This window comes from Sphingomonas sp. VDB2 (genome assembly GCF_047946695.1).
GTDB classification, from domain to species: domain Bacteria; phylum Pseudomonadota; class Alphaproteobacteria; order Sphingomonadales; family Sphingomonadaceae; genus Sphingobium; species Sphingobium bisphenolicum.
The window spans coordinates 3,328,612-3,343,219 of sequence record NZ_CP159615.1; the positions used below are offsets into that span (position 1 = coordinate 3,328,612).

General features: G+C 56.8%; 9 protein-coding genes and 1 pseudogene. 7 read left to right on the forward strand and 3 right to left on the reverse strand.

The genetic code is table 11. The features are described from left to right. The first annotated feature begins 133 nt into the window (after positions 1–133). On the forward strand, positions 134–790 hold the full coding sequence (locus tag ABT375_RS16645; RefSeq protein WP_416463381.1) for a hypothetical protein: 657 nt from the start codon (positions 134–136) through the stop codon (positions 788–790). Between the two features lie 487 nt (positions 791–1,277). Next, positions 1,278–2,396 (forward strand): annotated as a pseudogene (locus ABT375_RS16650) (DUF2264 domain-containing protein). A gap of 143 nt (positions 2,397–2,539) precedes the next feature. Here the strand turns inward: ABT375_RS16650 and ABT375_RS16655 are convergent. Together ABT375_RS16655 and ABT375_RS16660 are read right to left on the reverse strand one after the other, a co-directional pair. Beyond that, positions 2,540–3,259, reverse strand: a complete 720-nt coding sequence (locus ABT375_RS16655; RefSeq protein ID WP_416463382.1) for a hypothetical protein — start codon at positions 3,257–3,259, stop codon at positions 2,540–2,542. Then, entirely contained in the window at positions 3,256–3,669 is a 414-nt protein-coding gene (locus ABT375_RS16660) for a hypothetical protein (RefSeq protein WP_224549742.1), read from the reverse strand. The genes ABT375_RS16655 and ABT375_RS16660 overlap by 4 nt, the downstream gene beginning before the upstream one ends. 645 nt (positions 3,670–4,314) lie before the next feature. Here ABT375_RS16660 and ABT375_RS16665 point away from each other — a divergent pair. The 5 genes from ABT375_RS16665 (at position 4,315) to ABT375_RS16685 (ending at position 13,201) form a co-directional block, all read left to right on the forward strand. Continuing rightward, positions 4,315–5,358 (forward strand): polysaccharide pyruvyl transferase family protein, encoded by a 1,044-nt coding sequence (locus ABT375_RS16665; RefSeq protein ID WP_416463383.1) that lies wholly within the window; start codon positions 4,315–4,317, stop codon positions 5,356–5,358. 115 nt (positions 5,359–5,473) lie between these two features. Further along, positions 5,474–6,421 (forward strand): glycosyltransferase family 2 protein, encoded by a 948-nt coding sequence (locus ABT375_RS16670; protein WP_416463384.1) that lies wholly within the window; start codon positions 5,474–5,476, stop codon positions 6,419–6,421. Between the two features lie 114 nt (positions 6,422–6,535). Further along, positions 6,536–9,607, forward strand: a complete 3,072-nt coding sequence (locus ABT375_RS16675) for a hypothetical protein (protein WP_416463385.1) — start codon at positions 6,536–6,538, stop codon at positions 9,605–9,607. Then, positions 9,607–10,257 (forward strand): hypothetical protein, encoded by a 651-nt coding sequence (locus tag ABT375_RS16680; protein ID WP_416463386.1) that lies wholly within the window; start codon positions 9,607–9,609, stop codon positions 10,255–10,257. The genes ABT375_RS16675 and ABT375_RS16680 overlap by 1 nt, the downstream gene beginning before the upstream one ends. A 49-nt stretch (positions 10,258–10,306) precedes the next feature. Then, entirely contained in the window at positions 10,307–13,201 is a 2,895-nt protein-coding gene (locus ABT375_RS16685; protein WP_416463387.1) for a glycosyltransferase, read from the forward strand. A 132-nt stretch (positions 13,202–13,333) separates the two neighbouring features. On the opposite strand, the gene ABT375_RS16690 is transcribed toward ABT375_RS16685, so the two are convergent. Next, positions 13,334–14,590: a polysaccharide biosynthesis/export family protein gene (locus ABT375_RS16690; RefSeq protein WP_416463388.1), complete on the reverse strand. Its 1,257-nt coding sequence runs from the start codon at positions 14,588–14,590 to the stop codon at positions 13,334–13,336. Positions 14,591–14,608 lie beyond the last annotated feature (18 nt).

A 14,608-nucleotide genomic window follows, 5' to 3' on the forward strand; every position in this document is an offset into this window, starting at 1 on the left:
GGGCGGCTGCGGCCGTGCAGTCGCCTGTGGCGTCAGGGTTTGATCGGCGCTTGCCCATCCCATCGGCAATGTACATAAAGGAAGAATGCTGCATTCAAAGAGGCCATGCGCGTCTTGGGATTTCGGAGAGTATATGCCACAAAAAGAAAAAAAAGAATATATCTCAAACGATATAGTGGATTATGTCACATATTTATCAGGTAATGATACCGTTATTGTGTGGTTTGGTGGGATAAATGAACCATTTATGAGTGAGAATTTTGCCAATTCTCAGGATAAAGATATTGTTTTGTTGAGAGACTGCGGGAATGACTGGTATTCTACCGGCGTCCTGCCAGAGCATTCGTCGATCGAGGAGGGCGTGGAATTTCTCGATACTATTCTGGCCGATTATAAAAAGAAGATATTTTGCGGACAGAGTAGTGGGGGATATGCCGCTTTGCTGTACTCATGGCATTGTGATGCTGATTTATGTATTCCGTTCGCGCCGCAAACGAGCAATATGTTCAGCGGGCAGTGTACGATGATTCCCCATGTCCCAATAGTCGATGTGGCAAAACTTCATTTGGATACGCCACGTCCCCATATTGTCATAAATGTGTCACGATCTGAGGCGGAGCATGAGGACGAGTTCTTTTGGGACGACTGGCGCCACATTAGGCGACTGGCGGCTAGTCCCTATGTGACGATCATTGACCATCCCTACCATGCCCACGCAGTGACCGTGCGTCTGCACCAGGATAGCCGATTATATCTGCTCGTCCGGAACCTCATCAATATCTACGCCTGATGGCTGCAGAGACGGGGCCGGCCGCGGCGTCGGCCTCCCATGGCGCGATCGCAGGCTGTCATCATCAGGTCGCCGACGCGCATGACCCGCATCGACGTCCGGCCATCGGCAGTATGGCGCAGGCTCGGCGCTTGCGGATCACGAGAGACTGCCGAAGACGGGAAGGGTTTCTCGCGAGTAGGTTGGGGATAATATTCTCTTCTCCGGAAGATCGCGCTTTTGTGGCGTTGTGCTGCAATAGATGCGGTATTACGGAAAAATGGCGTGAGGAAGCCGCCAAGCTGAAGCGACCTGACAGAATGTCGGGTTCGGGCGCTGGCTATTCGCTTGGTTCAATTCAAGATCGACAGGAGCGGCTCGCGTCGAAGGGCGCGCGCCCTCCTTTCGGTGTCTGCTTGAACGGGTGCCGGCCAAACTCGTCCGACTTTCCTCATCGAATGGAGGGCATGACGTGATCGAAGAAGCTCGGGGCGACAGCCACCGTCGAATGAAAGCCTTGATTGTAAAAATCTCGGCGCCGGTTTTGGTCGCCGCCAAAAGGGGCGGACTGGCTGCTCAAATGCCAGTTGAGGTTGCGCCAGGCAAAAAAGATAGAAGGCAATTTAGTGCCCTGGAGGCGGTGGGGCGGCTTCTGTGCGGACTATCCGCCCTGCTCGAACGAGAGATGCTGGACGGGACCGTCGGGGCGATAGATATCTCGGATGTCCACAACCTGATTGGAGCCAGCGTCGACCCCGATGGCCCGCATAAACTGAACTTTTCAGACGGATTGCAGCCATTGGTTGATGCTGCATTTCTTGCTCAGGCCGTGCTGCGGGCGCCCCATGCGCTGTGGACAAGCCTGTCGCCGGATATCCAGCGCAATCTGGTGGACGCATTGCATCAGGCGAGAAAGATTGAACCCTATTACAATAACTGGCTTTTGTTTTCCGCGACAATCGAGGCCATGCTGGCGAAAATCGGCGAACCCTGGGATCCGGTTCGCATCGACTATGCGCTGCGTCAACATGAGCTTTGGTATGCCGGAGATGGAATTTAAAAGGATGGCCCCCATCTGCGGTGGGACTATTATAATGGATATGTCATTCAGCCCATGCTGAGCGATATTCTGTCAGCCGTCGGTGCTGTCAATCCGCATTGGCAATCGATGCGCGTCGCGCATTCCAGCCGCATGGCGCGATATGCCGTGATTTTGGAACGACTGATAGGGCCTGATGGGTCATTCCCGCCAATTGGGCGATCGCTTGCCTATCGTTGCGCTGCCTTCCAGCCGCTGGCGCAACTGGCGCTGCACGGCGAGTTGCCGGCTGCATTGCCGCCGGCACAGGTTCGTTGTGCACTTGAAGCGGTTATTCGACGGACCCTCGATGCGCCGGAAAACTTTGATCAAGAAGGCTGGCTGCGGTTGGGCCTTAATGGATCGCAACCCAACATGGCGGAAGGCTATATCTCGACCGGAAGCCTGTATCTATGCTCAACAGCCTTCCTGCCTCTTGGTTTGCCCAGCGAAGCGCCTTTTTGGAGCGATGCTCCCATGCCGTGGAGCCAGCGCAGCTTATGGGCGCATGGACAGGGCGTGGCTATCGACAAGGCGATGGACATGTGAGGTTGGTCTGCGAGTGGGGCGGACATGGCGCGACCCGGTGGGATAGTTTATGGCGCGCGGGATGGGCGCGATGGTGGACATGGCCAGGCATCTTTGGATGATGATGAGGCCATTGGAAGAAAGGCGCGTCTTTCGACGGGAGGTTATTTAGTCATTGGCTTCTTTACGGAGGCATCCTGATCTGCGCGCCGCCGCTTCTGCTGTCCGATAACATCATCGATCTGACGCAAGGTTTTCGCCACGGCGTCCGCCACTTCGGTTTTGACGTCGGTTGATGTGCGCTGCAGGCTGGGTGCGGCCTTCTGGGTTGGCTGAGCCTGCGGCCTGGTTCGCGACTTCACCTCTATGCGATCCAGGCGCAATCGGATCTCGATCATCGTCTGTTCCAGCGCGCCGATCCGCTTCGAGGCTTGGCCTATCGACTTTCCGGTTGCGGCGATGGAACTGGATATATCCGCGATGCCGGCGTCGGCATAAGCTTTGGCTTCCAGGCCAGCCATTTGGGCCTTCGCCTCCGCGTCATGCGCGGCGTGACTCCGGGCGTTCATCGCGGCCAGTTGCGAATGGACTTCAAAACCGTAAGCCATGGCTTGCGTCATATCCCGCTGCGCCTGCGCGACGGTTTCCCGGCCTGCAGTCTCGGTTTCCCGGGCGGCCGCCTGACTATTTGCCTCGATCCGCTGTGAAAGATGCGTCAGTTCGGCCAGCTTGCCTTCCAGCCTGCGCACAGCTTCCTCGAGCGCGCGGTGGTTGCGGGCATCGGCCTGTTCCGCAAATCCCTGCAGAGCTTGATCAATGCGTGCATCGACGCGGTCGGCGAACGCGTTCTTCAGCCATGAAAAGAGACCGCCGCCCTCGCTCATATATTGCTCCAAACGCGCGGATCGGCCTTGAAGATGACGAGGTCGCGAATTTCGACCAGAACATCCTGCTCCACATGAACGCGCACTTCGGTCTGCCGGGTCTGCTCCGTGACGGTGAAGGGCATGTAGATAAACGAAGCGAGATCGTCGAACAGATCCTGTTGTGCGATGGCCCTTTCTGCGAGCAGAGGCTGTCCATCCTCATTAACATCGATAATGACGTTATTCATCTGGGCTGGACCCATCCGGCGAATGTAGAATCCAGCGACATACCTGCCGGGCTCAAGCGAGATATAAGGCCCGTAGCAAACTATTCCTGCTTCTCCGGTCGAAATGCGGAAGCCATCGTCAGAAATCCCGCCCACAACCGTCGGCAGTTGGCGTGCATTGGTTCGGAGGTAAGAGTTCACTGGCTATCCCCGTTAAGTAATAGACGTGGTCGGTAGCAGACCAATGGGGCGAGCGGCAAGTGCGTATTGGCCGCCGGCGCCGCTGTCGGGCCCGGTTGATTTCGCGGTCTGCGCGTTCCGTTCGCCGCGTTTTTCAGGGCTGGACTGCGCCTCCATGGCGCGCAATCGCCGAAGGGCGATTGTGATGTACGGCGCCACTCCTCGTGTGAACCATCGGGCAGGGGCGCGTGCTGGTCACAATGTCGTTGGAGCGGCGAATTGGGCTTGATATTCGCCGTTTAATTGGTCCATCCTGCGATGATTGGATCGTCCAGCCGGGTGTTTTGAAAGGGTCATATGGGTGTGAGGTGACGGCAAATTTGGGCGGGCGTCAGTATAAAAACCCATATGGAGCGGAATCTCCATCGCCTAAACTTCTTATTTTACGGCTTGTCGATTTGATAAGTCATACTAGAAACATGACATTCGATAGGGTGGCTAGCCGCTGTGATGATCGTCTGCCATTGGGTTTTGCGAGGAAATCTGGCATGTCGAAAGAGTGAGCGGAGGTGGGGCGGTCCGAAAAGTTTCCGTGATACAGCTTCTTTTATGTCTTCATGACGCTCCATCATTCCAGGCGTATTGGCACGCATAGGGAGAGACTTTTTGGTTGAAAAACTTCGCCTTGAAACCGGCAGGAAGCCAGTTGTGGGACTGGCTGGCTTTTTTGGTTATGGCAATTATGGCGACGAATTGTTCGTCAGTGTTTACAAGCAATTTCTGCAAGACGACTTTGACTTGCGTTTTCTTGCCGACAAGCTGGAGCAGCCCTATTATTCCAGGCCTCCGCAGGATGTGGTGGCGGAAGTGGATGCTATCGTCATCGGGGGCGGGGACATTATTCAGCCCTGGAATCTCGACGCGCGCTATTTCAGCAAGGAGTTTTTGAAAAAGCCGGTGTTCGTGGTTGGCGTAGGCGTTCCCATTCGGGCAAACACGAATAAGGGGAATGCCGAAAAGGACTGGATCGTTCAGAAGTACAAGAATTTTCTGCAACATCCCTCGGTCAAGATGATTCATGCCCGTGACGAGCAGTCGTGCAAATGGATCATGAGCAAAGCCGAGCCGGCCGTCGAAGTCATTGAATCTCCGGACTTGGTATGCTCTTTGAATCTCCCTCCCGTCGCGAAATCGGCGGACCAGAAAATCCTGGGCATCGTAACCCGCCAGCGGCCTGATCTGGAAGATGACTATTCGCAGATTAACGCTCTTGCCGATCAGCAGCGCGCCAGAGGGTGGCGTGTCCGTCATATCATCCTGGGAACAGGCATTGTCGGCGTCCGCGACAGGGCGGATGCGGACGATATCCGCGGCGACAAGGAACTGATCTACACCGAGTCATTGACCGAGCTGACCGAAGCAATCGGCGGCTGTACGGCGTTGGTCAGCATGAAGTTCCACGGCACCGTTGTGGCAACGATGTACGGCGTTCCTTCGACCGTCTTGATCCCCACCAACAAGAACCGCAATTTTATGAAGAGGATCGGTCGCGACGACCTGCTGTCCAAGTTTGACGATCCTACCCTGTGTAGCCGTTTCGATCCCGAACCGGCGCCGCACGATCCCGTTGCGCTGGAAATGCTGAGAAGCCGGGCAACCGATGTCATGGTTAGTTTGCGACAGGGCTTGCATCGCGCGATCGGTTACTAAGGTCGCACGATATTGTTAATTGGGATGGGCGTGCGCGTTGAACGCGTACGCCTTTCAATCGGCGCGCTAAGGAGGCTGGTTTGATCGCTGAGCTGCGCTACGCCTCGACCGGATCATGATGACGACGGAAGCGGACGAAATTCGCGCCTTGGCTCAATCGGCCAGATTGACTCGCGTCGGCGTTTCCAGGCTGGCCACAGATCGGCCCGGGCAACCCATCGTCATTTGCATTGTCCGCAACGAACTTCGACGACTCCCCTATTTTCTGGCCCATTATCGGCGGCTGGGCGCGGCACATTTCCTGTTCGTCGATAACGGATCGACCGATGGCTCGCGTGAATTCCTGGCGAGCCAGGCCGATGTCGATCTGTTCGAGATGCTGGATCCTTTCAGTGCTAAGGCGAAGCACGGGTGGATCATGCGCCTCGTGGAAGAATATGGCGACCGCTGGTACATGCTCGCGGATGCGGACGAGCATGCCGTCTTTCACGGGACAAAGAATCTGCAATCACTGGCTGCCGCTGCGGAACGATCGGGCCTGCGGCGGGTGCGGGGATTTTTGCTGGACATGTATAGCGACAAGCCATTGGCGATCGACCATCGTCGGTCCGACCAATCCTTTTTGCAGGCCTATCCCTTTTTCGATCCGGAAGGGTATCGCGATAACCGGCTGGAACTGCTGACCAGCCGAATGGGCGGTCCCAGGCAGCGGACCTTGTCGCGCATCAAGCCTGATTTCATGCCGGAAATGACGAAATATCCGCTGTTTCGCTTGACGGCAGATGAAACTCTTGTCAGCCCCCATTATGTCGATCCGCCGCTTTTGGGGGACGACCCATGCTGGATCGCGCTGTTGCATTTCAAATTCGATGGCGATGCGCTTGCGCATATTTCGGATGCGATTGCGCGAGGGCAATATTGGCAAGGCAGTTACGAATATCGCGTCTATGATGAAGCGATTAGACGTTTCTCGGGATTCAGCTTCATGTATCCTGATAGTCGGCGTTACAGGGGGACGGCGGATTTGGTCGACCTTGGTCTGATCGAAGCGGTTCCGGTATAGCCTGGAAGGCGCTTCTTGACGGAAGCGGGACGGCCAGATTGGGCCGATAATATTGACAAGCGGTGGAGGAATGGTGGCTATTCTTGGCAAGCTGATTCGGGCGCTGGGGTGATAATGAGGAAGGTAACAACTGAAGAGGGCCTGCTGTCGGCCCCCCTTAACGCCGTCATGCCGCGATCCAGTCGCGTCCAAGCGCTTTTTTGGCAGCCGCAATATGCCAGAAATGATGTCATATTGTGGCATATCCCCTTTCTGTTCTGGGTGTTGGAGCTTTCGCGTCCGCGCCAATATGTTGAAATCGGCGTGGGCGAGGGCGTTGCCTATATGGCCGCATGTCAATGCCTTCACCGGGTGCAGCCCGACGCCCGCTGCGACGCTGTGGGAACCTGGGCCGGGGAGGGCGATGTCGTCGACGCGCCAGCAAAGCTGGTTTCCCGTAATACGGATTTATACGGTCATTTTTCCCGCATCCTGACCGATGGCATCGGGCGAGGCGACAGGCATTTCGCCGCTGCTTCCATCGATTTTCTTTTGATCGACATGGTCGCGACTGCCCGGGCGGGCTTGACCGCGGCTACAGTCATCGAAACGATCCAGGAAAAATGGCTGGGCAAGCTGTCCAATGAAAGCATCATTCTCGTCCACGGAACGGCGCAGGCAGAGGGGGATGTGGCCGCTTTCATCGACGGAATGTCGGCGCGTATGCCCACTATTCAACTTCCGGGCGGGGAGGGGATGACCGTCCTGCTCTACGGGAAGAATGTGATTGAACAGCTAGGCGACCTGGTATCGCTGACCGAGGATCATCCGGAGCATCAGGCGCGCCAGGCATTCATAGAGATGTTCACCCGTTTGGGCGCAGCGAATTATTACGAAATGTCCAGCCAGTCGCAGGAAGAGCGGGCTTCCTCGGCCGGTCGCCATTTCGAAGAGCTGAAGGCAGAATATGAAAAGCTTGCGGAGCAACTGAAAGACAGCCGCGCCCAATATGAGGGGCGTCACCGGCAGATCGCCAATTTACAGGCCAAGTCCTTCGATCTTCAAATCGCCGAGGAAATGCGAAGAATCGAGGCGGACCGTCTGAAATATCGTCTCAAAAAAGCGCGCGACGAAACCGGCCGGCTGCAAGTGCAACTGGATGAGGGCGCCGCCTCGATCCTGCAGTTGCAGAATGAGTATGAAAAGGCGCAATCAGAATTTACCGAACTCAAGACGGTGGCGGTAAGGCGCAAAGGGCAAATTGACCGCCTGTCGGAAGAGTTGACGGCTTTACGGACTGAGCGCGATGATCTGGAAAGTCATCGAAAGGCGGAGGAAGCCAAGGCCCGGGAAGCGCACCAATCACGCCAGGCCGACCAGTCCAAATTGCTGGAGCTGGAGAAGCTGTTTGCCGAGCGCGGTGGACAGATTGCGCAGCTCAAACAGAATTTGACGCTGTTGAACGCCGAGCGGGACGACCTGCTGGAACGTCAACAGGCCGACGCGAAGGCGCTACAGGCGCTGGAGGCTGCGCGCGAGGCCGATCGTTCTGCGTCGGTCGACCTCAAGACGGCGTTTGATGACCGGAGCGCGGATGTCGAGCGCCTGTCGCAAGAGTCGAAGACGCTTCGTGCCGAGCGGGACGACCTGCTGGAACGTCAGCAGGCCGACGCGACGGCGCTCCAGGCGCTGGAAGCTGCGCGCGAAACCGATCGCTCTGCCTTGGCCGAGCTCAAGGGGGCGTTTGATGGGCGGGGCGCGGATATCGAGCGCCTGTCGCAAGAGTCGAAGACGCTGCGTGCCGAGCGGGACGAATTGCTGGAGAGAAAACAGGCCGACGCGACGGCGCTCCAGGCGCTGGAGGCTGCGCGCGAGACCGATCGCTCTGCATTGTCCGATCTCAAGGCGGCGTTTGATGATAGGATCGCGGAGGTCGAGCGCCTGTCGCAAGAGTCGAACACCCTGCGCTCCGAGCGGGACGAACTGCTGGAGAGCAAGCAGGCCGATGCGGAGGCGCTCCAGGCGCTGGAGGCCGCATGCGAGACCGATCGCTCTGCATTGGCTGACCTCAAGGCGGCGTTTGACGAGCGGGTCGCGGATGTAGAGCGTCTGTCGCAAGAGTCGGCGACGCTCCAGGCCGACCGTGCCGGTCGCGAGATGGCATATGCCCAGCTTGAAGAGGCGCAACAGTCGGCGATATCCACGGTTTCCCAGTTGAGAACGCTGATTGCGACCCATGAAGGTGAGTTGGTGCGCCTGTCCGGGGAGCTGGCCGAGGCTCAGCAGCGCTGCACGATTTTGAGCGAGCAGCGGGACATTGAAAGAGCCGCGCACGCCCAGGCGATGGAAAAAGGGCAGGCATCTTTCCAGGCGGCGTCCATGCAACATGCGGACTCGATCGGCGGTTTCGAAGCCGATCTGGCAAAGCACCGAGACGACAATGCCAGGCTGCAGGCGGAATTGACCAAGGCCGCCGAGGATATGCAGTCGCAAGAGCTCGCCGCACGCGAGCAATTTTCGCGTCAGCTTAAGGGGACAAAGATTCTTTTGGAAGACCTCGCGCATAGCGAGAACCTCCTCTTGTCTTTGAAGGTCGAGTTTGGCGAGCTTAAAGACCAGTTGGCGGCGGCTCAGCAAATGAATGCGGAGGTGCAAGCCTATCAGGCCAGGATTGCCGAATTTGATGATATCCTCGCGGAGCGGGATGCCCAAGAGGCCGCGACGCGCGAGGAACTGGCGAGGCATCTCGAAGGGACGAGGGCGCTCCTGCAGGCGATGGAGCAAAGCGAAAATGTTATCCAGGCGCTTTCGATGGAGTTGCGTTTCGTTCAGGACAAGCTCGTCGCTGCTGAAGAGGCGCAGGCGGAAATGGATGCCCATCGGCCAGCCGCAACCGGCAGCGACTATCGTGAACTGGAAGCTCTTGAGTTGGCCCTCCGCGACGCATTGAGCACACGCGACAGCATGGTTGCCACGATCCAGGGCGAGTTGGCGTTGCAGATCCAGGAGACGGAAGCGTTGCGCGAAGTCCTGATCCAGTTCGATACCATTACCCAAGCGTTGAACGCGGAAATTGATTATTTTCAGCAGCGGTCAACCGTCGATGTGACTCAGGAGCCTGCCAATTCCAATTGGGAAAGCCCAAGATATCAGCGTGCTTCACGGCTTACTCTCTGGAACGCTGCGCTTGCACAGGGTGCTTCCTGATGACCGCGATAGAGGGAGACTGGCCCGCATTGACGCTTCCGTCCATGGAAGCGGAATTCTTGCGGGAGACCTATGATAAGGCGCGCGTCATCCTCGAATATGGATCGGGTGGTTCCACCGTGCTGGGGGGCAGCGCGGCGGGGAAGCTTATTTTCAGCGTCGAGACGGACCGTCAATGGGCACTGTCACTGCAGCGCCGCTTCGACGAGGCCGACCTGCCGTCGCCCGTCATCATCTATCATGTCGATATCGGCGAAACGGGTGCATGGGGACGCGCCAAGGACGACAGTTCCTGGCGTAAATTCTATCGGTACCCGACGTCCATCTGGACAGAAAATTTTTTCCGGCATCCCGAAGTCGTGTTGATCGATGGCCGTTTCCGGGCGGCCTGTCTGGTCAACGCTTGTCTTCGTGCCAAGCAACCGATCACCGTTCTCTTTGACGATTATGCCGATCGTAAAGCATATCATGCTGTCGAAGCGCTTTTGAAGCCTTCGGACATAATAGGGCGTATGGCGGTCTTTCATATTGAGCCGCAGGAATGGCCTGAATGGACGACAGACCTTTTGCTCGAACTATGTACGCACGCTACATTTAGTTCGGATAAGGTGGACTATGATCATGTCCCTGATTTGCCCATTTTAAAATAAAATCTTTCAAAATACTGTTCCTTCACGGACTTGAATGACGGAGATCAGAATGTCTCATATCGCCGGGTCGGTGACCCAGATATCCGCCAACCCAAGAAATCATTGGGCGCGCGCGCTGGCCGCGATTGATCTCCGTGAGCTGGGACAGGGCTATAAAGCCAATCGGATTCTCGATACGATCCGATATAACGATAATATCGAAAGCGACCTGTTCCTGTTCTTCGAAACACTCATCAACGGAGTCGCGACCAATGATGATGTTCGGAAAATCAATATTCCCTCCGACTATAATCGGGGTATCGGCGGACCGCTCCATCCTCCTTTCCGATCCATCAAGGACGGCGCAAGCTTTCCAAAGCCTTATCCATCTGGGTTGGCGCTTCCGGACATGGTTGGAAATTGTAACGATTTCCGGTACATCGAAGAATATGCCAACTGGCGCAGCAGCGCTGGAGCGGCTTTGCCGATCGACATCATTCATGTCGATGAGAAGGGAGAAGGCATCCCCTCGCTGCTCGCCTCAATCGCCGCCCAGAGCTATGCCGGTCGAATAAGGCTTCATATTTTAGGCGAGAAGCCGTCAGGGTGGAAAAAGCCCCGTGGGCTTGATGTGACATTCCACGCGATTGCGTTTCCCAGCGAAGAAGCCAACGCGCTGTTGTGGCGGATCAGCGGCGATACGCGACTGCTGCTATTCACCAGTGGCGTGATCGATCTTGATCCCATGACATTTTTGCGGATCGCGCACATGGGCCAGATATCGGACCAGATGGTGCAGACTTTGATCCCGCCGCTGGCTGATTCCGGGGCTACCCCATTTTGCACCAGCGCCCACAAGAACATCGTTAACAGGCGCTATCCGTTTCGCGATGTTCTGGGGCTAAATTTTGCCGTCACCAGCACCTTGTTCCGCAATGTTGGCGGGTTGTTCGAGCCTCGGTTCGGTGGCGCCTACCATGCGGGGCGCGAATTTTGTTTCCGTCTCTATAATAGGGGCTGCTATTTTCAGCCTATCGCCACCCGAAACATTCGGGATTTCTCGGCCAAGAAAGGCCAAGGCGCTGCCGACGCAAAGCTCTATGTTCAGCTTTGCCCCAACCATTGGGATCGCAAGACGGATGGCGCGCACGAGGTGCCCAAGGTCAGCATCTACATTCCGGCCTACAAAGCCGGTAAATATATCCGCCGGGCGATCGACAGCGTGCTCGAACAGGACATGCAGGATTTGGAAGTCTGCATCGCCGATGACGGATCGCCTGACGACACGCTGGGGGTTTTGGAACGCCATTATGGCGACGAACCACGGGTGCGCTGGACAACCGGAGCAAATGGCGGCATCGGCTTTGCATCCAACCGCGCTATCGCCATGGCGCGCGGCATCTATATCGGCCAACTCGATTCTGACGATCGTCTAAAGCCGGGCGCCGTCCGCAGACTAGCCGATTTCCTGGACGAGAATACGGACGTCGCCTGTTGCTATGGCTCTTGCGAACGCATCGACGCGGACGAAAATTTCCTCAAGAACGAATATAGTTGGCCCGTCTTCTCGCGAGAGAAGATGATGATCACGTCCATCGCGCACCATTTCCGCATGTTTCGCAAACTGGCGTGGGAGCGGACGGAAAAATTTCGCGAGGATATCGTCAACGCGGTAGACTATGATATTTTCTTGAAATTGTCGGAAGTCGGTAAATTCCATCACATCGACGAGATTTTGTACCAGCGTCGTTGGCATGGCGAAAACACGTCCAACGTCAATGAAGGGTTCCAAACGACCAACACCTACCGCGTGCAGCGCGAAGCACTGACGCGATCCGGCCTCGCTCATTTCTGGGATATCCATATCGCTGATCCCAAGGAACCGCGGCGGGTTACGTATCAGCGGGCTGAGGGACGGCCGCTCGTTATGTTCTGGCCCTATTACCGGGCCAATCCTTATCAGCGCCTCCTCTATGCCCCCCATGCCAATGATGCCGAATTCTGCGCCGGGACGATCGACGCTGCGCTGCAGATGATCACGATATCCGAACGCCCGGCAGAGCATATATTCCATCTCCATTGGCTCAATTTCCTGTTCAAGGCAGGCATGAGCGAGCAGGAAGCTGCCGCCAGCGCGAATGAATTCATCGCCAAGCTGGAAAAATTCAAGACGCTGGGCGGCAAGGTCGTGTGGACTATTCACAATGTCATATCGCACGATGCAGAACATCGCGAAGTTGAAGTAAACCTGTCCAAAAAGCTGACGGAACTGGCCGATGCATTGCATTTGCACAGCGAATATTCGATCGCTGAGGTCGAGGCCCTGTTCCCCATCCCGCGACACAAGGTGCTGATTGCCAGGCATGGTCATTATGTCGGGGCATATGCCGATTTGGTATCGCAAGATGCGGCCCGTTCCTACCTCGGCCTTGCGCCTGCCGATGACGTCATTCTGTTCAATGGCCAGGTGCGTAAATATAAAGGCATCGGCACGTTGGTTGAGGCGTTTCGCAAGGTGCTGGTGCAACGCCCCAACGCATTGTTGCTGATTGCCGGCGCGGCGCCGGAAAGCCCGATCGAAAATTTAGCTGCGCCGCTGAGCGCGTTCGAAAGAACGCGTATCCGTATCGTCGATCGGTATATAGACGATGCGGAACTTCAGGTTTTTCTGAAAGCGGCGGATTTCGCCGTCTATCCCTATCGCAACGTTTTGACGAGTGGATCGCTGATGCTGGCGCTCACCTTTGGCGTGCCGACGGTGATTACCGAAGCCGGCATGATCCGGGAAGTCATGGGCGGGGGAGATGCCGGTATTGTCTATGACGGTAGCGCAGCCGAATTGGAAAAGGCGCTGGCGGCGATGCTGGTGGCGAAGGATGATGGCGGGCTGAACGCCATGGCGGAGGAAGCGCGGCGACTGGCGAAGGCATGTAGTTGGGAACGGGTGCTGCAGAATATCTTGTAACGGGCGGCGCAAGGGCCGATTCGACGCCCCCGCTGCGCTCTCGAGTGAAGCGCAAGAATGAGACAGAAGGAACGGGACTGGCATGTCTATGCCGGTCCCGCTCCTTCTGTTTCGACAATGCCGTTGCCGGCGTTATCTGGTGATGGCGTTATTGAGGGAAATGATCGGGAAGATCGTCGAAGAGATAATGCCGACGAATTTTTGTACATCGACGATCGGCGCATTGGACACATACAGGATGTCCTTGTCGCGCATCGCGAAGTTCTGCGCGGCAAAGAATGTTGCCGGATCACGTAAATTCACGCGATAGATGACGCCCACTCGTCCTTGCGCATCCACCGCAACCCGCACCGGACCTTTTTCCGTTTGGCGGACTGGATTGGCAGGGTCTAAACCGAGAGCACGCGCGTCTTCGAAGCGGAACAGGAAAGCGCCAGCAGGATTGGCCTTATCTTCGTGAAGGCCGCCCACACGACCCAATGCCTCGATCAGACTGAGGCCGGTGGATTCGAACGATACCTCCCTGCTCTGACCGATTGCGCCCAAGGCGGTGAAGCTGAGCGGCTGGAAATAGGCAGACATGATATCGCCAGGCGCGAGGACGACATTCTGGCGGGGGTCGCGAATGATCGTTTCCAGAGGCAGAGATCTGGCGACCCCGGCGCGTGTGATCTGGATGGTGGTCTTGTTTATGGGCTGCTTGGTGCCGCCGCTCAGGGCGATGGCGTCCAGCACCCGCTCACCCTTTGCGGTCAGCGGGATGACGCCGTTATTCTCGAATTCCCCCACCATTGTTGCGGTGGCAGACGCGTTGCGCGAAAATGCGACTTCCACCTGGGGCATATGCGCCTTCCCCCGGAGGCGACGGGCAATTTCAGTCGCAACCTGTCGTGTGGTTCGTCCTTCCACCGGAATCTGGCCGGCGAACGGCACGGAGATAGTGCCGTCGGAAATGACGACCTGATCGGGAAAGCTGGACTGGCGGGCCGTGCTGCTGCCATTGCCTTGCGCCAGCGCCGATCCTTCCCCGATGCTGCGGGTTGAGGATGGGGTGGCGTTGAAAAGAACGGCGGGCGGAGCTTCCCAGATTGCTATGCTCAGTACGTCGCCGGCATGAATGATGGTTCCAACGGGCAGAGCGCCGCCCATCGTGTCGGCAAAGCCTGCGCCATTCATGACGTTCTGCGCCGAATTCACATTGTCCTTCGTAAGATCGATCAGATAGACCTGCGCTCCATCCGGCGCCTGTGCCGCATGGACGACATCGCGGCTCGATGGTCCCATGGCGCTGAAGGAACTGCAGCCCGTCATCGCAAAAGTCGATAGGGTAAGCGCCATAATCAGGGGCAGGCGCGCACAGGTCGCTATGCCGGTAGGGTAGATGATCAAAACGGGATCCCCAATATG